Genomic DNA, 22,013 nt, shown 5'->3' on the forward strand with positions numbered 1-22,013 from the left:
GGCACCGATCCCACCGCCGTGCCGAAGGCCGCCGCCGATCTGCGGGCGGCCCGTACGGTCGCCACGCCCGCCGGCAGACCTTCGGTCGGCTGGGGTTCCGCCCCCGACCTCGGTGCGCCCGCCACGTTCGTCCTGCTCCGGCACGGCGAGACCCCGCTCACCCCGCAGAAGCGGTTCTCCGGCCGCGGCGGCACCGACCCCTCCCTCTCGGACGTCGGCCGGGAGCAGGCCGAGCGGGCCGCCGAGGCGCTCGCCCGGCGCGGCACGATCCAGCACGTCCTCGCCTCCCCGCTGGCCCGCACCCGGCAGACCGCCGGGGCCGTCGCCGCCCGCCTCGGTCTGGAGGTGACGATCGAGGAAGGGCTGATCGAGACGGACTTCGGCGCCTGGGAGGGCCTCACCTTCGGCGAGGTCCAGGAGCGTCACCCCGAGGACCTGACCCGCTGGCTCGCCGACCCCGAGGCGGAGCCGACCGGCGGCGGCGAGAGCTTCGCGGCCACCGCCGCCCGGGTCGCCGCCACCCGCGACAAGCTGGTCGCGGCGTACGCGGGCCGCACGGTCCTGCTGGTCACCCACGTGACCCCGATCAAGACGTTCGTCCGGCTCGCCCTGGGCGCCCCGCCCGAGTCCCTGTTCCGCATGGAACTGTCGGCGGCCTCGCTGTCGGCGGTGGCGTACTACGCCGACGGCAACGCCAGCGTGCGCCTCTTCAACGACACGTCCCACCTGCGTCCCTGAGCCGGGAGGCGGCGCGCGCCAGGCCCTCGATCCGGGCCCAGTCCCGCGCCGCCACCGCGTCCGGCGGAAGCATCCAGGTCCCGCCCACGCAGGCCACGTTGGGCAGCGCGAGGTACTCCGCCGCGTTGTCCGGGCCGATCCCGCCCGTCGGGCAGAACCGGGCCTGGGGCAGCGGCCCGGCGAGCGACCGCAGATACGCCGTGCCGCCCGCCGCCTGCGCCGGGAAGAACTTCATCTCCCGCACCCCGCGCTCCAGCAGCGCCACCACCTCGGACGTGGTCGACACCCCCGGCAGACACGGCAGCCCCGACGCCCGCATCGCGCTCAGCAGCCCGTCGGTCCAGCCCGGGCTCACCAGGAACCGCGCCCCCGCCGCCGCGCACGCCGTCACCTGCTCCGGCGCGATCACGGTCCCGGCCCCGACCACGGCCTCCGGGACCGCCCCGGAGATCTCCCGGATCGCGTCGAGCGCGACCGGCGTCCGCAGCGTGACCTCGATCGCGGTCAGCCCGCCCGCCACCAGCGCCCGCGCCAGCGGCACCGCGTCGGAGACGTCGGTGAGGACCACGACGGGCACGACCGGCGCCAGATCCAGGACCGGGGCAGCCGAGACGAAGGGCAGCGATGAGCTCATGCGGCTCATCCTGCCCTTGGGGTGCAGCATGCGCAAAGGTCATTGCACATGTTGCAACAGGCCTGGCTGTCGGCTCAGTGCACCTCGTCCACCAGCACGTCCAGCGTCCAGGGCGTCCCCGCCCGCGCCGGCTCCCGGACCTCCACCCCGTACCCGAGCCCGCGCAGCGCCTCCACCAGCTCCGCCGGGCCCTTCGGCGCGATCCCGGCCGTCAGCAGGCTCCGGACGATCCGCCCCTTGGTCGCCTTGTTGAAGTGGCTGACGACCTTCCGGGTCGGCGCGTGCAGCACCCGTACGGTCGCGGTCCGTCCGGCGACCTCGCCCTTCGGTTTCCACGCCGCCGCGTACGCCGCCGACCTCAGGTCGAGCACCAGCCCGTCCCTGGCTGCCTCGGGCAGCACGGCCGCCATCGGCGCCCGCCAGTGCGCGCCCAGCGCGCCCAGCCCCGGCAGCCTCACCCCCATCGAGCAGCGGTACGACGGGATCCGGTCCGTCACCCGGACGGCGCCCCACAGCCCGGAGAACACCAGCAGCGAGCGCGCCGCCCGCCGCTTCGCGGCCGCGTCCAGGGAGGCCAGGTCCAGGGCGTCGTACAGGACTCCCGTGTAGATCTCCCCGGCGGGCCGGGCGCCCGCCGTCCGCAGCTGCGTGTTCTTGGCGATCTCGCCGCGCAGTCCCTCGCTGAGCCCCAGCACCTCGCGCGCCTTCTCCTCGTCGCCCGCGCACAGCTCGGCCAGCTCGTCGAGCACGGCCTCACGGGCGGCGGTCAGCCCCGGCAGCGCCAGCGACTCCGGCTTCAGCGGCGCGCCGCGACCGGACGAGGCCTTTCCCTCGGAGGGCGGCAGCAGGACAAGCACGGGGGTCTCCTTCTCGGTGGGGCTCCGGGACAGCGTACGGCGTGCCACCGGACCGCCCCCGCCCTACGCTCGCCGTATGCCCCGCCGCCACATCCGCGTGACCGGCGCCCCCGAAGCCGCCCTGCGGGACGCCCTCGACCGGCTGCGCACCGAACTCGGGGCGCCGCTCGCCTTCCCGCTCGGTGTCCTGACGGAGGCCGAACGCGCCGCCAGGGCCCCGGCCCTGCCGCCGCACGACGCCACCGACATCCCGTTCCTCACCCTCGACCCGCCCGGCGCCGTCGACCTCGACCAGGCCCTGCACCTGTCCCGGCAGGGCACCGGCTACCGCGTCCGGTACGCCATCGCCGACGTCGCCGCCTTCGTCGTACCCGGCGGACCGGTGGACGAGGAGGCCCACCGTCGCGTCACCACCCTCTACTTCCCCGACGGGAAGCTCCCGCTGCACCCGGCCGTCCTCAGCGAGGGCGCCGCCAGCCTGCTGCCCGGCCGGGACCGGCCCGCCGCCCTGTGGACCCTCGACCTCGACGCGGACGGCCGTACCCGCGCCGTCGACCTGCGCCGCGCCCTCGTCCGCAGCCGCACCCGGCTCGACTACGCCGAGGCGCAGCGGCGGATCGACGACGCGACGGCGGAGGAGCCGCTGGCCCTGCTCGCCACGGTGGGGCGCCTGCGCGAGGCGCTGGAGGCGGAGCGCGGCGGCATCTCCCTCAGCGTGCCCGAACAGGAGATCGTTGAGCAGGACCACGGCTACGAGCCGACCTACCGCGCCCCGGTCCCCGCGGAGGGCTGGAACGCCCAGCTCTCCCTCCTCACCGGCATGGCCGCGGCCGACCTCATGCTGGCCTCGGGCACCGGCATCCTGCGCACCCTGCCGCCCGCCCCCGACGGCGCCGTCGGCCGGCTGCGGCGCGTCGCGCACGCCCTGCGCATCGACTGGCCGCACCACGTCTCGTACGCCGCCCTGGTCCGCTCGCTCGACCCGCACCGCCCCGCCCACGCGGCCTTCCTCCAGGAGTGCACGACCTTGCTGCGGGGCGCCGGCTACACGGTCTTCCGCGACGGGAGGCTGCCGGACATCACCACCCACTCCGCCGTCGCCGCCCCCTACGCCCACTGCACGGCGCCCCTGCGCCGCCTCGCCGACCGGTACGCCACCGAACTCTGCCTCGCCGCCGTCGCCGGTGAGACCCCGCCCGAAGGGGTGCTCGCCGCGCTGGACACCCTGCCGAAGGAGATGGCGGGGGGCGGCCGCCGCGCCCACGCCGTCGAGCGGGCCTGCGTCGACCTGGTCGAGGCGGCGCTGCTGAAGGACCGGGTGGGGGAGGTGTTCGAGGGCTGTGTGGTCGACGTGGACGACCACCGCCCGACCACCGGCACCGTCCAGCTGGAGTCCCCGGCGGTCGTCGGCCGGGTCGACGGCGACCCGCTCCCCCTCGGTGAACGCCTGCGCGTCCGCCTCACCGAGGCCGATCCGGCACACCGGACGGTGCGTTTCGCTCGCGCGTGAGGGCGTGTACGAGGCTGTCGGCGTCGTCGGTGGCCGTGACGCCGCGGCGGGGTCGAGCGTGGGCCCCTGCTCGCGCACACCCCTTGACGGCTAACGACGTTAGCCCTACGGTCGAGGTGTGGCTAACGCCGTTAGCCGCCGATCACGGCACCCACTCGGGAGGCAGCCATGAGCACGGCCACCAGCACCCCCACCAGCTCGCGCACCAGCTCGCCCCTTCGCCTCCTTCGCCGTACGGCCTGGCTGGGGGCGGCCCTCTTCTGGACGGCCTTCGCCGTGCTGGAAGGCGTCAACCACGGCTGGCTCGCGGGCGCCGCGGCCGTGGCCTTCTTCATCGCCCCCGACCTGACGTTCCTCGTGGCCGTGGACGAGGCACCCCGCATGGCGAAGGGGCAACTCCCGCCCCGCGCGGTGCCGTACTACAACGCCCTGCACCGCGCGCTCGTGCCGTTCGCGCTGCTGGTGGCCTACGCCGTCGGCCCGGTCGCCTGGCCGCCGTTCTTCGCGGCCCTGTGCGGCTGGCTCGCGCACATCTCGTACGATCGCGCCTTCGGCTACGGACTGCGTACGAAGGAGGGCTTCCAGCGTGGGACCGACCACGAGCGCGGCACCGGAGAGGGCTTCCGGCGTGACTGACCGGCTCACCCCCCGCGCCCGCGAGATCGCGACGGCCGCCCGGACCCTCCTGGAGGAGGCCGGGCCCGCCGCCGTCACCATGCGGGCACTCGCCGACCACCTGGGCATCAAGGCCCCGTCCCTGTACAAGCACTTCCCCGACAAGCACGCCGTCGAGGTCGAGCTCACCGCGCAGATGCTGGAGGAGTCGGCGGTGGCCCTGGAGGAGGCCGAGGAACGCGAACCGGGCTCCCTGCCGGCGCTCGGGGAGGCGTACCGGGCCTACGCCCTCGCCCACCCCCACCTCTACTGCCTCGCCACCGAACGCCCCCTGCCGCGCGCCCAGCTGCCCGCCGGCCTGGAGGACCGGGCCGCGATGCCACTCATGCGGGCCTGCGGCGGTGACGTGGACCTGGCCCGCTCGGTGTGGGCGTTCGCCCACGGGATGGTGATCCTGGAGATCCACGGCAGGTTTCCGGACGACGCGGACCTGGCGGCGGCATGGAAACAGGGCCTGAAGGCGTTCCACCCCCAGTGACCTTGCTGAACGGGGGAGTGGCATGAGCCGTGAACAGGCGTTGTGGACGAGAACCAGACTCGGCCGCTGCGGCCCGCCCCTGGACCTCCTGACCGCCCGCTTCGACAAGCACGTCTACGCGCCGCACGCGCACGACGAGTTCACGGTGGGCGTCTGCGTCGGCGGCTCGGAGATCATCGACTACCGGGGCGGCCGCATCCACAACGGCCCCGGCGCCATCGTCGTCCTCGCCCCCGGCGAGATGCACACCGGCGGCCCCGCCAACACCACCGACGGCTACGCCTACCGCGCCCTGTACGCTGGCCCGGACCTGCTCACCGAGGGCGTCCTCGGCGGCGTACCGCACTTCCGCGAACCGGTGATCGACGACCCGGAACTCGCCGCCGCCCTCCGCACCACCCACACCGAGCTGAGCGCCTGCCCCGACCCCCTGGAGGCGGAGTCCCGCCTGCCCTGGCTGCTGACCGCCCTGGCCCGCCGCCACTCCACGGCCCGCCCGGTCGGCGACGCCGTCCCCGGCGCGGGCCGCATCGCGAGGGCCGTCCGCGACCGCCTGGCCGACGAACTCCTGGCACCCCCGTCCCTGGCCGACCTGGCCGCGTCCCTCGACCTCTCCCGCTACCAACTCCTGCGGGCCTTCCGTACGACGATGGGGGTACCCCCGTACGCCTGGCTGGCCCAGCACCGCGTGCACCGCGCCCGCGCCCTCCTGGACGCCGGCCTGCGCCCCGCCGAGGTGGCCCCCCTGGTCGGCTTCGCGGACCAGGCGCACCTGACCCGCTGGTTCCGCAGGGTCCTGGGCGTGACGCCAGCGGCGTACCGCAACAGCGTTCAAGACGCGAGGGGCTGAGACCCGCGATGGTGGGTGCATGACTGCACGCGGCTGGTTCCTGTTCTCCCTGATGGGAGTGGTCTGGGGCATTCCCTATCTGCTGATCAAGGTGGCGGTGGAGGACCTCTCCCCGTCCATGGTGGTGTTCACCCGGTGCGCGCTGGGCGCGTTGCTCCTGCTGCCCTTCGCGATCCGCCAGGGCGGCTTCGCGTGTACCGTCCGCGCCCACTGGGCTCCGATGCTTGCCTTCGCGTGCATAGAGATCATCGGCCCCTGGTTCACGTTGACGGACGCGGAGCGGCATCTGTCGAGCTCCACCGCCGGGCTGCTGATCGCCGGGGTCCCGATCGTGGGCGTACTGGCGGCCCGCTTCCTCGGGCAGGGCGAGGTGCTGGGCGCCCGCCGGATGACGGGCCTGGCGGTGGGCCTGGCGGGAGTGGGAGTCCTGACCGTCCCGCACCTGACGGGAGGCGACGCCCGCTCCCTGGCCGAGGTACTGCTGACGGTGGTGGGCTATGCGACGGCCCCCCTCATCGCGGCCCGCCGCCTGAAGGACGTCCCGACCCTGCAACTGATCGCCCCCTGCCTGGCGCTCTCCGCGCTGGTCTACGCCCTCCCGGCGGCGATGACCTGGCCTTCCGAGACGCCGTCCGCCTCGGTCCTGTCGGCCCTCGCGGCCCTGGGCACGATCTGCACGGCGATCGCCTTCGTGGCCTTCCTGGAACTGATCAAGGAGATAGGCCCGACTCGCTCGACGGTGATCACCTACGTCAACCCGGCGGTGGCGGTGGCGGCGGGCGCCGTGTTCCTGGAGGAACCGCTGACGACGAGCGTCCTGCTGGCCTTCGCCCTGATCCTGGCGGGCTCGGTCCTGGCGACGGCGGCGGGTCCTCGGCGCGACCGCCGCCCGGTACCATGGTCCACACGGCAGACGAGCCGGGCGGACGGCCGCGTGGAGTCCCCCTAGGGGGCTTCCCGAGGAACGTCCGGGCTCCACAGGGCAAGGTGGTGGCTAACGGCCACCCGGGGTGACCCGCGGGACAGTGCCACAGAAAACAAACCGCCCGGTGCTTCGGCGCCGGGTAAGGGTGAAACGGTGGTGTAAGAGACCACCAGTGCCCAGGGTGACCTGGGCAGCTAGGTAAACCCCACCTGGAGCAAGGTCAAAAGGAGCGCCGTAAAAAGCGCTCTGCGCGGACGCTGGAGGGCTGCCCGCCCGAGTCCGCGGGTAGACCGCACGAGGCCGGTGGCAACACCGGCCCTAGATGGATGGCCGTCTCCCCGGCTGCCGCGAGGCGACCGGGTGACAGAACCCGGCGTATAGCCCGACTCGTCTGCCGCTCCATATTTCCGCAGTTCAGAGGCCATGTTTATCAGCTGAACAAACCCTCGGGGGCGAATCCGGGTCGAATCTGCGCCACAGGTACCGTCGTTTCTGTCTGCCGTCCATGCGGCATATCCGGGCATGTCGGTCGTCAAATGCGGTCCAGAGTCGCTCTGTAGCGGACATCTCGGTTTTTGATGCACTCGGAAGTACATGTACGAAGTGTCTTCATTGCCTAGCTGCTCTGACTGAACCTGAGCACCGATGGCGCGTCCTCCAGTGAGCCGTGCCCGGGCCGGAACGGGTGACATTGCTCGCGGCGTGTCGAGACAGCTGCCCATGCCGCCCTCTCGGGCGTCGCGGGACGCGTCGGACTGAACCCCCGTGCGGAGGTCAGGGCTGCCGTGAATGGGCATGGGCGCCCTGGAGGGCGCTTCGGCGGGGCGGTGGTGTTGTCGCTGGTCAGCAGTGTGCGGTGTCCTGCCGGGGGTAGTCGAGCCGCCTTCGTGATGCCGCAGATCGCGGCGCTGATCCGCCCGCCACCCGGGAACTTGTCGGCATGCTGCCGTTATCAGCCCGGCTCAGCCGCGCGGCCCGATCCCAGGCCATACGGACCAGTGATGACGCCGTTGGGCCCCCGTCGGGTCGTAGTGCGCCTGTGGGTGCGCCGGTACTTCTGTGACTGGAAGAACTGTTCTCGCCGGAGGTTTATTGAGCAGGTGCCGTCCGAGCGGCTCCGCCGCTCCAGCACGGACTGACGGGCCGGCTGCGTTCGGTCGCCGTCGGGTGGGCGGTCGGCCGCGAGGTATGCCGTCGGCTGCGGCTGGCCGCGGGCCGGAACCGGCTGCTCAGACCGCTGACGGCGCCGGCGGTGCCGGACCGTGCCCCGCGGGTGCTGGGGACGCATCCAGTGCACCGGCTCCTGGTGACGCAGGGTGTGAAACATGCGCCACGGGGTGGTCCCGTCGGTGAAGTTGTCGAGGTCGGCGAGGTTGACGTCCGCCAGCGGCATCGACGTGATCGGGCAGTACGAGCTGAAGCTCGAATCCGGCCGGCGGCCGGAACTGCGCCACCACGTCGACCTGCTCTACGACGCCTACCGCGATGCCATCCGCGAGGCACTGGCCTGCTTCGACGTGTCACAGGAGATGACGGAGATCGTCTTCGCGGCCCTGGACGGCCTGGTCTTTCACCAGGTCACGTCCAGCGCACCGGACCGTACCGACGAGAGCGTCGCCGCCTTGCGCTGACTCCTCGCGGCCCATCGCGCGCAGGCGTCACCGGGGACGACCGAAACTCTCCTGCACCGACTTCAGGAGCGGCGATGATGAGCACTTTTCCGAGGGCGTGACCAGGCAGCCCGGCCGCTCGGCACGTCGTCCCCGGCCAGGCCGACGCCCGTCGGCGCGACCGCGGTGCTGGACCAGCACCTGCAGTTCACCGGGTGGAGCCGGGAAGCCGAGGAGCTGTTCTCTTGCGTTCGAAGAAGTCCTCGGCCGGTCCGCCGGCGCCGTCCTGGCCGACACCGAGACGGGTGCCGGCGTTTCAGCCGCTGGTGGCGGTGGTGCGCCATGGCCGTGATCTAAATCCCCCGTACCCTCCCCCAGCAACCGGGCGTGGAAGTGCCGCCAGCTCCAGCCAAGGTGCCAGGAACCTTCGCAGACGAGCGATCCCGGGCTCCCTCGTTCGGGACCGTCGCTGCTCAGGCCTTACGGCGGCCGCTGCGGCGTGGCGCCGGGGCGGCACCGCCCAACAGATCCTGGCGGCGCTCCTCGCCGTTCTCCTCCACCTGCAGCACCACCCGGCGCAGTCCGTCGGCGACGGTCCGGCAGTCCGCGTCGCTGAGCCGCCCGGTGACGAAGGCTTCCTCCTCGTTGAACGCCGGAAAGTGGCGCTGCATCAGCTCCTCCCCTTCGTCGGTCAGGCTCAGCAGTACCAGTCTTCCGTCAGTGGGATGGTCTGCTCGCCGCACGAGCCCTCGTCTTTCCAACGTCCGGGCAACCCCCGTGAGCGTGCCCTTGGAAATCCCGGCCTCTTCGGCCACGTGCCGCGTCTCCGACTCGCCCCAGATCCAGACGACCCAGAGCACCACGAAGGCGGTCCAGGTCAGGTCGACGCCGCGCAGCACGGAGTTCTCCAGGTGCTGCCGCACCGCCGAGGCGGCGCGATAGATGTTGGCGACAACGGCCATCTGGTCATGCCGGACGGGGACACCGCCGAGCCTGGCCGCTGCCAGTTTCTCGGCTTCGGCGATGGATCGATGGCCGGGCACGAGCACGCTCCGCCTGCGAAGGCATGAGACATGAGAATTGTTCGGATGCAGATCATACGGTGCCTCGTTGCCCTCGGCCTCATGGGGGCGACCCCTCTGGGCTCGGGCGCTGCGTGCTCGCACCCCACGCGGACAGCTTCCTCTGTCCTCGGACCCGCTGCGGACCTGCCCCGACCTGGCCCAACGCCATCCCGGTCGAGGACAGGGAGACGCGCCTGCCGCTCGAAGTGATGGAGCGCGCCTCGTGATGAGCGTGCCAGGAGTCGTCGAGCACAAGAGTGGAGAGCCTCCTCCTGGGCGCGGGGCGCGGGGCGCGGGGCGCGGGGCGCGGGGCGTGGGGCGTGGGGCGTGGGGCGTGGAGGAGGAAAAGGCTCCCCCCCGTTGAAGGGAATACCGGGGACGGTCAGATGGAGCTGCCGCTGGTCGTGCGGCTCGGGTCGGCCGCCCATGAGGCCAGCATGCGCAGGCTGTCGTGGGTCGGGGTGCCGGACTCGGCGGTCCAGACGATGATCTGCAGGTCGGGGTCGGCGGCCCAGGTGACGGCGTTCCAGTCCAGGTGCAGGTCCCCGACGACAGGGTGGCGCAGGTGTTTGGTGCCGGTGTCGCAGACGGCGACGTGGTGCGCGCCCCACCACTCGCGGAACTGCTCGTCCCGGGCGGAGAGTTCCTCCACCATGGCAACGAGTTGCGGGTCCCCGGGGTTGTTCGTGTTGTGCATCCGCATCAGGGCGATGGCTTGCCGGGTGACACCCTCCCAGTCCGCGTACAGCTGACGCATCGCGGGGTCGGTGATGAGCAGCCTGATGTGGTAGCGCTGCTTCTCGGGGATCTTGGCGAAGTCGGTGATCAGGGCGGCGCCCATGGCGTTCCAGGCGACGATCTCGGTGCGCGGTCCGATCACGAAGGCGGGGGTGTGCGCCATGTCGTCGATCATGCGCCGCAGCTGCGGCTGCGCCTTGGGGCGAGGCTTCCTGCGGGGCGGGCGGAACTCCTCCCTGGCCGCGAGCTCGTACAGGTAGGCCCGCTGGTCGTCGTCCAGGTGCAGGACGCGGGCCAGGGACTCCAGCACGGACGGCGAGGGCTGGATACGGCCCTGCTCGAGGCGGGCGTAGTAGTCGGTGCTGATGGCCGCCAGTACGGCGACCTCCTCACGGCGCAGACCCGCGACGCGCCGCCGGCCGCCGCCGGGCAGGCCGACGGCGGCCGGGTCGAGCTCGGCGCGGCGCGCCTTGAGGAATTCCCCCAGATCGTGGCGGTGAGGATCGCGGTTCATGCCATCACCCTGACATCGGAGAGCGGTGTTGTCAGGGGGAGAGATCTGTCCCTGGAAGCCTCACCTTCAAGATGATTCAAGATGAATTGCGACGGTGTAGTCCTCGATGCGGGTGACGTGGTCACCGGCTCGGTCCAGCGCACGACGTACAGGCCGTCACGGAGCTGGGTGGTTCTGGGTTCGGACACCCCATGTCGTTTGAAGTCAGGCGGCGAGGGCGGCGCGGCCGGCGCGGAAGAACGCGGTCTGCTGCGCGACGCGGGCGCCGAGGCCCTCGGCGGTGGCGATGTCCGCCTTGTGGACCGCTTCCGGACCGGCATCGACCGGGGTCTGGGCGCCCGCTCCGACGAAGTAGCCCAGCCGGTTGACGTCGTCCTCGCTGCCTTCGGTGGAGGCCCAGCCCGGCTGCACGCCGAGGCTGACCCAGTGCATGCCGTGCTGGGCGGCCAGGGTGAAGAAATAGCCCAGGGTCGAGGACTTGTCGCCGTTCTTCGCACTGGAGTTGGTGAACCCGGCGGCGATCTTGTCGGCCCAGGTCTGGGTGTACCAGCGCTTGCTGCTGGCCTCGGCGAAGGCGTGGAAGGCGGCGGAGGCGGTGCCCATGTAGGTGGGGGCACCAAAGATGATCGCGTCGGCGGCGTCCAGCCGCACCCACTGCTCATCCGTGATCGTGTCCACAGGAATGGAGATCACCTCGGCGCCGGCCTGCGCAGCACCACGCGCCACGGCCTCGGCCATCACGGCAGTGTGGCCGTAGCCGGAATGGAAAGCGACGGCGACAGCGGGACGGGAGAGAGCGGACATAGGATTTTTCTCCTCGAAAAGCATTGCGTGAACCGGGCTCAGGAAGCGTGGCACGGAATTCGAATGCGAAGGTAGGAAGGATTGGTCCCTGGCTGCGCTGCCCCCGCTTTCGTTCCGGGCCACCTGTTGGTTTTACGAATTCATGGCGCAGGTTTCCGGTCAGGAGGAGGGGAAGCGCAACCCCGCAACCCTTGACATCCACAGGGGCATCGCGCTCGACCTGCCATATGCGCTCGCGCAGGCGCCTTCGGCCCGCACCTGGGCCTGATCCTGTTTGGCGGACATCGAAGATCAGTGGCTGCCGCTCCAGAAGGATGATGTCCGTCAAAGGGGATCAAGCCCAGCGCAGTGGACAACCCGCTCGACCCGAGCGTCACATCATGTGACACCGAACCGCACTCGCTGTATGGCTCCTACTCGCCCCCGTAGGTACCGGGCGTCTGCCCGGTCACGCGCTGAAAGGCGGCGATGAAGGCGCTGGGCTTTCGGTATCCCACAGCCCGCGCGGTGGCCTTGACCGATGCGCCGGTCGCCAGATGGCCTACTGCGGCGCGGACACGGACCCGAGTCCTCCACTGCGAGAAGGTCAGCCCTGTCTCGGCGAGGAAGAGCCGTGACAGAGTACGCACCCCGCTGTGCACCTCCGCCGCCCACATCGCCAGTTCTCGCTGGTCTCCGGGCGAGTCTATGAGTCGCTCGGTGATCGTACGCAAGCGCGGTTCGGCGGGCATGGGCACCTGGATCGAGTGGGTCGGCAGCGGCCGGAGGACCTTGAAGAGGAGAGCTTCGGCATGCCGGCGGCTCGCCGCGTCCGGCTCGGCGCGCAGGTATCGGATGAGCTCACGCAGCAGCGGCCCGACGGCGACGCCGGTGGGCTGCGCCCAGTCGATGGGGCAGCGTGTGGCCATGAACCGGATGACGCACAGTTCACCGGCGTGCCGTGTCGTCCCCGTGTGCTCGACGCGGCCGGGAATCCACAGGCCGTGTCCCGGAGGCACCAGCCAGTCGTGCGAGACCGTGCGCAGGGTGACGGCAGTGGTCGACGCCCACAGCAGCATCGGCTCCGCATGGGTATGGGGTGCCACCGGGAGGGGCGGATGCGCATGCTGGTGATCGATGCTCAGGATCGGCGAGGCGGTTCCCTCGCCCGGAGCTGTCACCTGAGCCAAGACGCTCACCTCTCCATCCGCCGATCCGATCCGATCCGATCCGTCCCGGCAGTCCCGTTCGCCCCGTGCTCCGATCACGGTCTGGCCGTTCCGGGGTATCGCATGGCCACCATGCGCACAAGCGCCATTCTACGGTTAGGCATGCCTTAGTTGATGCCCGGGCGTGGTGCGTACCCACCTCGCGTTGCGGCGTCGTCGCATGGGAAGAGGACGTCACCATGAACCGGATCAAGCCCGTCAGCCGTCGGGTGCTGTCGGTCGAAGTCGTGCGCAAGGAGTGGAGGCCCGGAAACTTCCTGCTGGTGACCGTGGGCGGAGAGGACCTCAAGGACTTCCGGCCGATCGGAGTCGACCAGCAATTCAGGCTTCTGTTCCGGCGGCCCGGCCAGGACCGGCTCTGGCTGCCCTCCCGGTCCGACGCCACATGGATGGCGCAGTACATGATGACGGGCAAGGCGGCACGCCCCTACGTCCGTTTCTACACGGTCCGGCACTTCTGGCCCGACCGCAACGAACTGGACATCGAGTTCGTACTCCACGAAGGGGACAGTCCGGCCTCCACCTGGGCGCGGGGCGCCCGCCCCGGCGAACCGGTCGGCATCCTCGACGAGGGAGCCACCTACAGCCCGCCCCATGACGTGGAATGGCAACTGCTCGTGGGGGACGAGACCGCGGTACCGGCCATCCTGTCCATCCTGGACTCCGACGAGGGCGCGTTGCCCAGCGAAGTGTTCCTCGAGGTACCCAGCAGCGCGGACGTCCAGAAGCTGAACACGCCACAGCACGTCAGCGTGCACTGGCTTCCGCGCGACGGCCGCCCCGGACTTCCGGGGCGCTACGCGCTCGACACCGTGATCAAGGCCGACCTGCCGCCAGGGCGCTTCGCCACCTTCGTGGCGGGTGAGAACCACCTGCCCACGACGCTGCGGCGGCACCTCGTCCGTGAGCGCGGCGTCGACAAGTCCGACATCGCTTTCGTCGGTTACTGGCGGCACGGCAGGGCGACTCCGGGATGACGGCCGCGGTGTCCGGTCGAGGCGGCCCGCGTGGACCGCCCTCTCACCCCACTCCGGTGGCAGATCTCGCCCTGCCCCCCATCGTCACCCAGCGACGTGCCCTTCGCGGGTCGGTTCTGTTCACGGGGCACCTCCATGACCGAGGCGACCTCTGAGCGCCGCCGCCCCGCCCGTTCGCCCGGTGACTCCTCTTCTCCGACCGAAAGGAACAACCTTGAAGTCCCCAGCACCCGCTGACGCCAGGATCAGCATCATCGGCGCCGGACCCGGCGGACTGACCTGCGCTCGCATCCTCCAGCAGCAAGGCATCGCGGTCACCGTCTACGACCGCGACCCGAGCCGCGACTTCCGCAACCAGGGCGGCACCCTCGACCTGCACGCCGACCACGCCCAGGTCGCCCTGCGCGAAGCCGGCCTGCTCGACGAGTTCTTCGCCCTCGCCCGTCCCGAAGGGCAGGAACTGCGCCAGATGGACCCGACCGGCGCGATCACGTTTCACCGAGTCCCGGCGGCCGACGAACTCTTGAAGCCGGAAATCGACCGCGGCGACCTGCGCAACCTGCTGCTCGACTCCCTGGAAGAGGGAACGGTGCGCTGGGGCCGCTCCCTCGACTCGATCGATGGGCCCGCCGACGGGCCGCGGCGATTGCACTTCGCCGACGGCACGAGCATCGAGACCGATCTGGTCATCGGCGCCGACGGCGCCTTCTCCCGGGTACGTCCGGCCGTGTCCCCCGCCCTCCCCGAGTACACCGGGATCAGCTTCCTGGAAGCATGGTTCTCCGATGTCGACGACCGGCACCCCGAGATCGCCGAACTGGTCGGCTCGGGCAGCGCCCACGCGGCTGATGGCGAGCGCAGCCTGTTCGCCCAGCGCAACAGCGACAATCAGCTCCGCGTCTACATCATCCAACGCCTTCCCGTCGACTGGATCAGCGCCAGGGGTCTGACCGCCGAGGACACCGAAGGCATCCGCGCCGTACTGCGTGACGAGTACGCGCACTGGTCGCCCCGCATGCGCCGGATGATCACCGAGAACGACGGCCCCTACATCCACCGCCCGATCTTCGTGCTCCCCGTCTCGCACACCTGGGAGCACAACCCGACGGTGACCCTGCTCGGCGACGCCGCCCACCTCATGCCCCCGCTCGGCACCGGCGTCAACCTCGCCATGATCGACGCCGGCGAACTCGCCCTCGCCCTCGCGAACGCAGCCACTGTCGACGACGCCGTCCGCGTCTACGAGAAGACCATGTTCCCTCGCTCCACCGAGACGGCCCAGGCCATCGAACATGGCACCGAACGCCTGCTCTCCGCCGATTCCTCCGCGCGGAAACTGAGCGCCATTGTGGCCGACTCACTCGCCAGGTAAAACGCTCAGAGGGCGCTATGAGAGGGCGTCTGGTCGCTGGCGTGGACGGTGTTGGTCCAGCCGGTGAGTCGCGCCACAGCGCCAGGATCGGGCCGAGCCGGTAACGGCGGCCCTGTCGACGGCGCGGATCGGGTAGCACGTCAAGGACGGCGGCAAGGTCCAGCAGGTGGTCGGGGTCGTCGGGGATGGAGCCCGAGTTCGGCCAGGACCGCCGCGGCGAGCCGGTCCAGGGCGGCAGGGTTGGGGAAACCCGCTGAGCCCCAGCATGCTCGCCGACCATGCTGCCGTCACGCCGCGTTCGCCGCTCTGGGCGACCCGGCATCGCGGGCCCACTAGCCTGCGCGTTTCGCTTGCTGCCGTGTCCGGATCTTGAGCGGAAACACGAAAGTGCCTTCTGAGCTGGGATGATGAGGCTTGTCTAGGGCTTCTGTCACCACAGCAGGAAGGCACTTTCTGCGTGCACACTACCGGGTCGCGTCCCAAGCTTGTCGTCTCGGCCGACGGCCGCGGAGTGGTCAGCCACGCCGGATCCCGCCTGCTGGCCGATCTCGCCGACGCCACTGGCCTGACCGGCTCCTTCGCCAACGCGCTGCACCGGTTGCGGCCGCGCGGCACCGGCCACGATCCCGGCCGGGTGGCGGTCGACTTGGCGGTGATGCTCGCCGACGGGGGCGAGGCAATCGCTGACCTGGCCCTCTTGCGCGACCAGCGCGAGGTATTCGGTCCGGTCGCCTCCACCCCCACCGCCTGGCGTGTCCTGGCCGACATCGACACCACCACACTCGCGGCACTGCGCACGGCCCGCGCCGCTGCCCGGGAAGTCGCCTGGCTGCAGGCCGCCGAGACCCGGCACGGGATACCGGTTTCCCGCGCAGGCGGACGCGATCTGCCCGGCCTGGTCCTGGAGCTCGACGCCACCCTCGTCACCTGCCACTCCGAGAAGGAACAGGCAGCCGCCACCTACAAACACGGCTTCGGTTTCCATCCGCTGCTGTGCTTCCTGGACAACACCGGTGAGGCTCTGGCCGGCCTGCTGCGGCCGGGCAACGCCGGCGCGAACACCGCGAGTGACCACATCGCCGTCCTGGACGCCGCCCTCACCCAGATCCCCGATGCCCATCGCCACGGCACCGACATCCTCATCCGTACCGACAGCGCAGGCGGCGCCAAAGCGTTCCTGGCCCACCTGCGAAGTCTGCGGGCTCAGGGCATCCAGACCTTCTTCTCCGTCGGACACCCCGTCACCGAACCGCTCCGGCGCGCGATCCGGGCCCTGCCCGACCGGGTCTGGCACCCGGCCTTGGAACAGGACGGATCCCTGCGCGGCTCAGCCGAGGTCGCCGAGCTAACCGGTTTGATCGACCTGGCCGGATATCCCGACGGCACCCGCATCACCGTGCGACGCGAGCGCCCGCATCCCGGCGCCCAGCTCTCCCTGTTCGACCACGACGAGGGCATGCGCCACCAGGTCTTCCTCACCGACACTCCCATCGCGGGCGGCGGATCCATCCAGCACCTCGAAGTCCGCCACCGCGCGCCCGCCCGCGTCGAGGACCGTATCCGCTGCGGCAAAGCGCGAAGCGTGACGCACGAGAGCCCTGCCGCCCGATAAGGACCGGCAGGGCTCTCGCGTACGTACGACCGTCAGGCCTCCCCGACAAACCCCGCCCAGGCTTCGTGTGTCACACGGATGACCGGCCCGGCCACTGCCTTGGAGTCCCGGATGTGTACAACTCCCGTATCGGCCGCGACCTCGACGCAGTCGCCGCCCTCGGTGTCGCTGTAGCTGCTCTTGAACCAGGTGAGTTCGGACTCGGTGGCGTTCATAGCTCTCCCAGCAACTTCTCGATGAACTGCGAGGACTCTCGCGGACTGAGAGCCTGCGATCGGATGATCCCATAGCGGGCTCCGGCGAGAGTCACCTGTTCTGGGTCGGTCTGCAGGGCGCTCATGCCCTGTGCCTCGGCGTACAGAAACTTCTTGCCGTCCTTGCGCGTGACTACCGTGAACGACCCGTTCACCCCTGCGTTGTCCTCGCACTCGGTGGGCATGACCTGGATCTCGACGTTCCGCTTCTGTCCGATCAGAAGGAGATGCTCCAACTGCCCCCGTAGTACGCCAGTTCCCCCATACCGGTGCCGGAGAACCGCCTCGTCCATCACGAAGCTCAGCAAAGGCGAAGGGTGGCGGTCGAAGATGGCCTGCCGCAAGAGCCGCGCGGCTACTCGCTGTTCGATCGTCTCTTCGTCCAAGGGTGGACGCCGCATCGCCAGCAGGGCCCTCATGTACTCCTCGGTCTGGAGCAGGCCTTTGACCACGAGGGCGTCATAGGCGAGCAGCTCAATGGCCTCCTTCTCCAGCTTCGCCATCCCCTGAAACCGAACCGGATACTGAGCCCTCTCCACCTGCTCCTTCCACAAGGTCAGCAACCCACCCGCCCCCAACACCTCATCCGCCTGCTCGATCGTCCTCGGTGACGGAATCCTCCGCCCCTGCTCGAACGACGCGACCGTGGACGCCGAATACCCGATCCGCCGCCCGAACTCCTCGCGCTCCAGCCCCGCCCGCACCCGCAGCGTCTTCATGCTCTGCCCGAACGCGGTGACGACCCCCTGCCCGGACTTGTCCGCACCGGCCTGGACGCCGCCCGCCTCGCCGTCGTTCTCCCAGCTGTCCCCGAAGCTCACCGTCACCTCCTCGCCGGCCGTCACGGTCCCCGCCTCCGCGCTCGTACCCTCGGTCACCACTACCCCTTCCCTGGCCCAACGCCCGCCGAGGAGAGCCGTCACGCCGCGTGTCTCGTACCGCTGCCGACACCGCGCGTACAACCGGCCCGCGTCGGTGCGTCACCACTTGTCACGCTACGTGACCGGCGACACCGTTGTCGGCATGACGAACAAACCCGGCACCCCCACCCGCACCGCTCGACCAGACCGCCCCGCGGACTACTTGATCACCCCTCACGCGCCCCTCGACCGCACGTTCGAGATGCGCTTCACCTCCACCCCGCGCGGCGCCCGCCTTGCCCGGAGGCTCGCCGCGAACCGGCTCGACGCCTGGGGGGTCCCGTACGACTCCTACCGGCACGACGCCATCGTGCTGGTGCTCGCCGAGCTGACCGCCAACGCGGTGCGGCACGGCCACGTCCCCGGCCGGGACTTCCACCTCCACCTTCAGGTGATCGCGCACACGCAGACCGTCCGGATCGAGGTCACCGACACCCGTGCCGAACGCGTACCGCCCCGCCCGGACGCCCTCCGGACGCCCGGCGCCGAGGACACCGGCGGCCGAGGGCTGCTCCTGGTCGCCGGACTCGCCTCCCGCTGGGACTGGTACCTCCGGCCCGACGGCCCGGGCAAGACGGTCTGGGCTGAGTGTGCTCTCGCGCCGGCCCAGTGACCTCGACGGGTACGTACCCGTACCCGTATCCTGGCGGCGTCCGAACGAGGAGGCAGCCATGTCCGACGCCAACGTCCGCATCCCCGCCGAAGCGCGCGACCGACTCGCCCGGATAGCTTCCTCCGAAGGCATGTCCCTGCGCGGCTACCTGTCCCACCTCGCCGAGACGCTGCTCACCCCCGAGGAGCGTGCGGAACGGGCCGAGCAGGCTCGTGCCGCCCTGCGGGAATGGAACGGCTACGACCCGAGCGCGGCCGAACAGGCGTCGCTCGACGCCGAGTTGGAGCAGCGCCTGCGTGAGGCGGGAACCCGGTGACCGAGCCCTTGCACATCGTCCTCGACGACACGGCGATGGTCGCGGCCGGGCAGGGCAACGTGCTCGCCTCGCGCCTGATCCACCGCGCCCACGCCGAGGCGGGCTGGTTCCTGTACGCCCCGGCGTGTGCCCTCGTCTCGGCGGACCGGGTACGGCCCGGCACGGCGGAGCATCTCGCCGCGCTACCGGGGGTGACCGTTCTCGACCTGGACCTGCCCGCCGCGCTCGCCCTGGCCCGCGAGGACTCATGGGCGCCGGCGCACACGCGGTACGCGGCCGAGCCGACGCCGGAGCGGCCGAACGGCGCTGTGGTGGCCACCACCGAACCCGAAGTCTGGAAGGGGCAGTCAGTGAGGGTCATCGACCTCGGACCCTGACCCCGTAGGCCCCGCCGGGGAGGAGAAATCCGGCATCGAGGAATTCGTGACGACCGGCACCGGCTCCGGCAAGACGGAGTCCTTCCTCATCCCCGTGCTCGACCACTGCCGCCGCGCGCGGGAGGCCGGGAAGGCGGGCATCAAGGCCGTACGCCCGTTCACTCGTGTTCATCGCCGCTACCCGCGCACGTGACGAGCTGATCGTCACATGGAGCGGCGAGGCCAGCCGCTTCCTTCCCGAGGACGCCGACGAAACCGCCCACCGAGCCACCAACCTGCTGAGACACGACGGACCGCCGTCCGGTTCGTCGGGATCTGCCGCCGCCTGACAGCGGCGGTGACTGTCCTGTGGGCGGGCTGCCCCGCCCCGCTCGACGGCATTTCAGCAGGCGTCGTCCCACGGGCGCTGTCCGCCGCCGTGAGATCGAGGGCCTCTATCGGCGCCCCCTCTGCGCGGTCCGAGGAATCCTGGCGCAGGTGGGCGGTCGACAGGTGGGAGCGCCGTCAGTCCCGACCCCTTCGGCACCCTCGCGACCTTGGCCGATTCGGGGCCAGACAGAGGGCGATTGCCTCTGACTGGCCCCGAGCAGCTCGGGTCGAACCCGGGTCGAATCAGAGCGGTTTCCTCTGCCTGCCTCCGATCGCCTCTGCAACCCGACCTAGCAGGTCACAACCGATCCAGCCCGCAAAAGCCCAGGTCAGAAGGGTGCTCAGGAATACCCGGCGTACAGCCCGACTCGTCTGCCGCTGCGAGCGGGTTCTGGACGCGCCTCGGCCTGGGCACATCGGGACGCTCCTCGTCGGCGCGGTCGTTCCATGGCGGCCGCCCGGGCAACGGCACTCTGCACCTTCGGCGGCCTCGGCGGGCTCGTCCGCCAGGTCAGCCGCGTCGGCGTTGGCTGTCAGGACTGTCAACTTCCGCGTAGGGGCGGCCCGTTCTTGGTGAAGGTCGCCTTCCCGGTGACGATCGACATCGTGAGGGGGAGTCGGCCCGGACGCCACCGTCACACGCATGACGAGGTCTCAACGGAGAAGTCGGAGTAAGGCCTTTGGAGTGCGGAGCTACTGTAGGTTCCTGCCATGAAGCAGGGTAAAGACGTCGAGAACCCCGAGTCGCGTTTCTTCACGCTGTTGCTGGCCGCAGCGAAGCTTCCGGGTGTGCGCATCAAAAGGGAGGCATACCTCCGAAGTGCGCTGGCTCGCCGCTGCTCCGAGGACGAGATCCGAATAGCGGTAGAAGAGACCCCCGCTGCGGCGGGCATCAGCGTCGAGCTTCTCGACAAGGTGGCCAACGACTCCATCCGCTACGAAACCGCCAAGGTCAGCGCCCTCTCCGCCGCCGCCGGGGTACCCGGCGTCCTCGCCCTGCCCGCCACGGTGCCCGCCGACGCGGCCCAGTACGTCGGCCACATGCTGCGTATCGCGCAGAAGCTCGCCTATCTCTACAGCTGGCCCGACCTGTTCTCCGACGAGGGCGACGACGTCGATGACGCGACCAAGGGGGTGCTCACGCTGTTCTTCGGCGTGATGTTCGGCACCCAATCGGCGAACGCCGCGGTGGGGAAAGTTGCGGGGATGATGGCGGAGCAGGTCGCCAAGCAGCTGCCCAAGAAGGCACTCACCCATGGGGTCGTCTATCCCATGGTGAAGAAAGTCGCGGGCTACCTCGGTGTCAGGATGACGACGCAGTCCTTCGCGACGACCGTCTCGAAGGCCATCCCCCTCATCGGTGCTGCTGTCTCCGGCGGACTCACCTTTGCGACCTACCTTCCCATGGCCAAGAGGCTCAAGAAGCACCTTGCCGGCCTGCCACTGGCGGAACCGTCGCCCCGTGTGGCGGATGGGGAAGTCGTGGACGGCGAAGTCGTGGAAGACCAAGAACCTTTCGCCCCCGTACACGCCGAGCAGCACGGCGCGGACACCGCTGCCGTCAAGCTGGAGGAACCTCAGTCATGACGAGGCGAGCGGCGCGGGAGGGCTGACTTCTCACGCCGCCTCGCTGATCACCCTGATCACCGCGCCCCGCGAAGCCCCGTCGGCGTGCCGGACCCCCGCGGCGGGGTCAGCGGGGCGATCTCCCGCTCGAAGAAGGCGTGGAACCCCTCACCACGCTCATAAAGCGCATCGAACCCGGCGTTCGTTTCCCGGATCAGTGAGCCATCGGCGTACCGCTTGGCCCCGGCCGCGTTTCCGTCCTCGTCGTACACGACCTCGTACATGACGACATCGCCGAGAATCACTACTTCCGGAACCGGGCGAGTTCGCTCGACGCTGGAAATGTCACGAGCATCGATAATCCTGATGTCGTCGCCCACTTCCACGCGCACACGCAGCACGAATAACTCCCACTGCACGTACGGCGTGACCGGGAATTCCACGACCCGGAGGCGGCGGTGTCTGATGCCCAGTTCCCACGCCCGCCGGATTTCCTGGGCGTAGTCCTCGCGCCTCTCGTCGGCCAGGGACAGGGCCCTCTCCCAGTCGCCGTCCGCGAACGCCTCCCAGCTCGGGAAGCCGCGCTCCTGGAAGTGCTGGCCGCGTTCGAGCTTGTTGAGGAAGCCGATCCCGCCGGCGTAGACCCGGCCCAAGTCCGCGTGGTACGTGGGGCGGTCCAGGCGTTCGGAGGCACCGTCGGGGAAGGAGTCAAACACTGGGGATGTCCGGCTTCGCCGCGATGAGCATGTTCCTGGGGATGACCACCAGGCGCTCGTCCGACCCGATCGAGACGCCGTCGGGCAAATTCTTGCCGAGTGAGGGGGTGAGGTCCCGGCCGATGACGGCGATGTCACCGTTCGCGAGTTCCCAGATGTCCGGGCAGTCAGGGGTTCCGGTGGTGTTTCCGAGTTCCTGGGGTGTTTTTCCCAGACGCCGTTTGAAACTCGTGTCCGGATCCGCTTCCCATGGCCTGGCCATTTCCCATCGCCCCCTCGATCGGTCGGGATGTCTCACTGTAGCGTGCAACTTGCC

Annotated in this window: 23 protein-coding genes, 1 other RNA gene and 2 pseudogenes; 16 read left to right on the forward strand and 10 right to left on the reverse strand. The window is 70.3% G+C overall.

What is annotated here, in order from left to right:
* Window positions 1–738: bifunctional RNase H/acid phosphatase (locus AQJ58_RS04085; RefSeq protein ID WP_234359947.1), on the forward strand; the 738-nt coding region annotated here is incomplete at its 5' end.
* Here the strand turns inward: AQJ58_RS04085 and eda are convergent.
* Together eda and yaaA are read right to left on the reverse strand one after the other, a co-directional pair.
* Window positions 710–1,372: a bifunctional 4-hydroxy-2-oxoglutarate aldolase/2-dehydro-3-deoxy-phosphogluconate aldolase gene (gene eda / locus AQJ58_RS04090; RefSeq protein ID WP_067245759.1), complete on the reverse strand. Its 663-nt coding sequence runs from the start codon at window positions 1,370–1,372 to the stop codon at window positions 710–712. The two genes, AQJ58_RS04085 and eda, sit on opposite strands and share 29 nt — an antisense overlap.
* Before the next feature lie 74 nt (window positions 1,373–1,446).
* On the reverse strand, window positions 1,447–2,229 hold the full coding sequence (gene yaaA / locus AQJ58_RS04095; RefSeq protein WP_067244796.1) for a peroxide stress protein YaaA: 783 nt from the start codon (window positions 2,227–2,229) through the stop codon (window positions 1,447–1,449).
* A gap of 76 nt (window positions 2,230–2,305) precedes the next feature.
* On the opposite strand from yaaA, the gene AQJ58_RS04100 reads away from it, so the two are divergent.
* From AQJ58_RS04100 to AQJ58_RS04135, 7 genes and pseudogenes are all read left to right on the forward strand, one after another.
* Window positions 2,306–3,739: an RNB domain-containing ribonuclease gene (locus AQJ58_RS04100; RefSeq protein WP_067244799.1), complete on the forward strand. Its 1,434-nt coding sequence runs from the start codon at window positions 2,306–2,308 to the stop codon at window positions 3,737–3,739.
* Between the two features lie 168 nt (window positions 3,740–3,907).
* The gene (locus tag AQJ58_RS04105) at window positions 3,908–4,375 is read left to right on the forward strand and encodes a DUF4260 family protein (RefSeq protein WP_067244800.1); all 468 of its coding nucleotides are present in this window, start codon (window positions 3,908–3,910) and stop codon (window positions 4,373–4,375) included.
* Window positions 4,368–4,892, forward strand: a complete 525-nt coding sequence (locus AQJ58_RS04110; RefSeq protein ID WP_067244802.1) for a TetR/AcrR family transcriptional regulator — start codon at window positions 4,368–4,370, stop codon at window positions 4,890–4,892. Before AQJ58_RS04105 ends, AQJ58_RS04110 begins: the two co-directional genes overlap by 8 nt.
* A gap of 22 nt (window positions 4,893–4,914) precedes the next feature.
* On the forward strand, window positions 4,915–5,742 hold the full coding sequence (locus AQJ58_RS04115; protein WP_067244804.1) for a helix-turn-helix domain-containing protein: 828 nt from the start codon (window positions 4,915–4,917) through the stop codon (window positions 5,740–5,742).
* A gap of 52 nt (window positions 5,743–5,794) precedes the next feature.
* Window positions 5,795–6,541, forward strand: a pseudogene (locus tag AQJ58_RS45825) (DMT family transporter); the annotation flags it as partial.
* 115 nt (window positions 6,542–6,656) lie between these two features.
* An RNA gene (rnpB, locus tag AQJ58_RS04125) (RNase P RNA component class A) lies at window positions 6,657–7,061 on the forward strand.
* 979 nt (window positions 7,062–8,040) lie between these two features.
* Window positions 8,041–8,298: an ABC-F family ATP-binding cassette domain-containing protein gene (locus AQJ58_RS04135; protein ID WP_067244808.1), complete on the forward strand. Its 258-nt coding sequence runs from the start codon at window positions 8,041–8,043 to the stop codon at window positions 8,296–8,298.
* A 452-nt stretch (window positions 8,299–8,750) separates the two neighbouring features.
* Here AQJ58_RS04135 and AQJ58_RS04140 read toward each other — a convergent pair whose 3' ends face one another.
* The 4 genes from AQJ58_RS04140 to AQJ58_RS04155 form a co-directional block, all read right to left on the reverse strand.
* Complete coding sequence (locus AQJ58_RS04140; protein WP_067244810.1) at window positions 8,751–9,320, reverse strand: MarR family winged helix-turn-helix transcriptional regulator; 570 nt, start codon at window positions 9,318–9,320, stop codon at window positions 8,751–8,753.
* Between the two features lie 403 nt (window positions 9,321–9,723).
* A complete protein-coding gene (locus AQJ58_RS04145; RefSeq protein WP_067244812.1) occupies window positions 9,724–10,593 on the reverse strand; it encodes a helix-turn-helix transcriptional regulator in 870 nt (289 codons plus the stop codon).
* 204 nt (window positions 10,594–10,797) lie between these two features.
* Window positions 10,798–11,397 carry a flavodoxin family protein gene (locus AQJ58_RS04150; protein WP_067244814.1) on the reverse strand — a complete coding sequence of 200 codons (600 nt, stop codon included), beginning with the start codon at window positions 11,395–11,397 and terminating at the stop codon, window positions 10,798–10,800.
* Between the two features lie 413 nt (window positions 11,398–11,810).
* Window positions 11,811–12,557 (reverse strand): helix-turn-helix transcriptional regulator, encoded by a 747-nt coding sequence (locus AQJ58_RS04155; protein WP_234359967.1) that lies wholly within the window; start codon window positions 12,555–12,557, stop codon window positions 11,811–11,813.
* A gap of 227 nt (window positions 12,558–12,784) precedes the next feature.
* On the opposite strand from AQJ58_RS04155, the gene AQJ58_RS04160 reads away from it, so the two are divergent.
* The 3 genes and pseudogenes from AQJ58_RS04160 to AQJ58_RS04170 form a co-directional block, all read left to right on the forward strand.
* Entirely contained in the window at window positions 12,785–13,582 is a 798-nt protein-coding gene (locus tag AQJ58_RS04160) for a siderophore-interacting protein (RefSeq protein WP_067244817.1), read from the forward strand.
* A gap of 214 nt (window positions 13,583–13,796) precedes the next feature.
* On the forward strand, window positions 13,797–14,954 hold the full coding sequence (locus AQJ58_RS04165) for an FAD-dependent oxidoreductase (RefSeq protein ID WP_067244819.1): 1,158 nt from the start codon (window positions 13,797–13,799) through the stop codon (window positions 14,952–14,954).
* Window positions 14,955–15,381: 427 nt separating this feature from the next.
* Window positions 15,382–16,527: pseudogene (locus AQJ58_RS04170) on the forward strand (IS1380 family transposase); the annotation flags it as partial.
* A gap of 71 nt (window positions 16,528–16,598) precedes the next feature.
* Here the strand turns inward: AQJ58_RS04170 and AQJ58_RS04175 are convergent.
* Together AQJ58_RS04175 and AQJ58_RS04180 are read right to left on the reverse strand one after the other, a co-directional pair.
* Window positions 16,599–16,781, reverse strand: coding sequence for a DUF397 domain-containing protein (locus AQJ58_RS04175; RefSeq protein ID WP_067244821.1), 183 nt, complete (start codon window positions 16,779–16,781; stop codon window positions 16,599–16,601).
* Window positions 16,778–17,641 carry a helix-turn-helix domain-containing protein gene (locus AQJ58_RS04180; RefSeq protein WP_234359968.1) on the reverse strand — a complete coding sequence of 288 codons (864 nt, stop codon included), beginning with the start codon at window positions 17,639–17,641 and terminating at the stop codon, window positions 16,778–16,780. Before AQJ58_RS04180 ends, AQJ58_RS04175 begins: the two co-directional genes overlap by 4 nt.
* Window positions 17,642–17,843: 202 nt before the next feature.
* Here AQJ58_RS04180 and AQJ58_RS04185 point away from each other — a divergent pair, with 202 nt between their 5' ends.
* The 5 genes from AQJ58_RS04185 to AQJ58_RS04205 all read left to right on the forward strand — a co-directional run bounded on the left by AQJ58_RS04185 (window position 17,844) and on the right by AQJ58_RS04205 (window position 21,002).
* Window positions 17,844–18,353 carry an ATP-binding protein gene (locus AQJ58_RS04185; protein ID WP_079078730.1) on the forward strand — a complete coding sequence of 170 codons (510 nt, stop codon included), beginning with the start codon at window positions 17,844–17,846 and terminating at the stop codon, window positions 18,351–18,353.
* Between the two features lie 58 nt (window positions 18,354–18,411).
* Window positions 18,412–18,669, forward strand: a complete 258-nt coding sequence (locus AQJ58_RS04190; protein WP_067244824.1) for a hypothetical protein — start codon at window positions 18,412–18,414, stop codon at window positions 18,667–18,669.
* On the forward strand, window positions 18,666–19,046 hold the full coding sequence (locus AQJ58_RS04195; protein WP_199844522.1) for a PIN domain-containing protein: 381 nt from the start codon (window positions 18,666–18,668) through the stop codon (window positions 19,044–19,046). The genes AQJ58_RS04190 and AQJ58_RS04195 overlap by 4 nt, the downstream gene beginning before the upstream one ends.
* Window positions 19,047–19,092: 46 nt before the next feature.
* Window positions 19,093–19,239 carry a hypothetical protein gene (locus AQJ58_RS43240; protein ID WP_159056211.1) on the forward strand — a complete coding sequence of 49 codons (147 nt, stop codon included), beginning with the start codon at window positions 19,093–19,095 and terminating at the stop codon, window positions 19,237–19,239.
* 887 nt (window positions 19,240–20,126) lie between these two features.
* Window positions 20,127–21,002, forward strand: coding sequence for a hypothetical protein (locus AQJ58_RS04205; protein ID WP_067244827.1), 876 nt, complete (start codon window positions 20,127–20,129; stop codon window positions 21,000–21,002).
* A gap of 56 nt (window positions 21,003–21,058) precedes the next feature.
* On the opposite strand, the gene AQJ58_RS04210 is transcribed toward AQJ58_RS04205, so the two are convergent.
* Together AQJ58_RS04210 and AQJ58_RS04215 are read right to left on the reverse strand one after the other, a co-directional pair.
* Entirely contained in the window at window positions 21,059–21,697 is a 639-nt protein-coding gene (locus AQJ58_RS04210) for a DUF6879 family protein (protein WP_067244829.1), read from the reverse strand.
* Window positions 21,690–21,959: a hypothetical protein gene (locus AQJ58_RS04215; RefSeq protein ID WP_067244830.1), complete on the reverse strand. Its 270-nt coding sequence runs from the start codon at window positions 21,957–21,959 to the stop codon at window positions 21,690–21,692. Before AQJ58_RS04215 ends, AQJ58_RS04210 begins: the two co-directional genes overlap by 8 nt.
* Window positions 21,960–22,013: the final 54 nt, after the last annotated feature.

Origin of the sequence: Streptomyces sp. DSM 15324 (assembly GCF_001514285.1) — a bacterium.
Taxonomy (GTDB): domain Bacteria; phylum Actinomycetota; class Actinomycetes; order Streptomycetales; family Streptomycetaceae; genus Streptomyces.

What these genes read in the sequence shown, in the direction of transcription:
- eda (WP_067245759.1), bottom strand. Translation starts at nt 1,372, where the DNA reads ATGAGCTCATCGCTGCCCTTCGTCTCGGCTGCCCCGGTCCTGGATCTG.
- AQJ58_RS04145 (WP_067244812.1), bottom strand. Translation starts at nt 10,593, where the DNA reads ATGAACCGCGATCCTCACCGCCACGATCTGGGGGAATTCCTCAAGGCG.
- AQJ58_RS04175 (WP_067244821.1), bottom strand. Translation starts at nt 16,781, where the DNA reads ATGAACGCCACCGAGTCCGAACTCACCTGGTTCAAGAGCAGCTACAGC.
- AQJ58_RS04115 (WP_067244804.1), top strand. Translation starts at nt 4,915, where the DNA reads ATGAGCCGTGAACAGGCGTTGTGGACGAGAACCAGACTCGGCCGCTGC.
- AQJ58_RS04100 (WP_067244799.1), top strand. Translation starts at nt 2,306, where the DNA reads ATGCCCCGCCGCCACATCCGCGTGACCGGCGCCCCCGAAGCCGCCCTG.
- AQJ58_RS04160 (WP_067244817.1), top strand. Translation starts at nt 12,785, where the DNA reads ATGAACCGGATCAAGCCCGTCAGCCGTCGGGTGCTGTCGGTCGAAGTC.
- AQJ58_RS04185 (WP_079078730.1), top strand. Translation starts at nt 17,844, where the DNA reads ATGACGAACAAACCCGGCACCCCCACCCGCACCGCTCGACCAGACCGC.
- AQJ58_RS04205 (WP_067244827.1), top strand. Translation starts at nt 20,127, where the DNA reads ATGAAGCAGGGTAAAGACGTCGAGAACCCCGAGTCGCGTTTCTTCACG.
- AQJ58_RS04215 (WP_067244830.1), bottom strand. Translation starts at nt 21,959, where the DNA reads ATGGCCAGGCCATGGGAAGCGGATCCGGACACGAGTTTCAAACGGCGT.
- AQJ58_RS04105 (WP_067244800.1), top strand. Translation starts at nt 3,908, where the DNA reads ATGAGCACGGCCACCAGCACCCCCACCAGCTCGCGCACCAGCTCGCCC.
- AQJ58_RS04150 (WP_067244814.1), bottom strand. Translation starts at nt 11,397, where the DNA reads ATGTCCGCTCTCTCCCGTCCCGCTGTCGCCGTCGCTTTCCATTCCGGC.
- AQJ58_RS04190 (WP_067244824.1), top strand. Translation starts at nt 18,412, where the DNA reads ATGTCCGACGCCAACGTCCGCATCCCCGCCGAAGCGCGCGACCGACTC.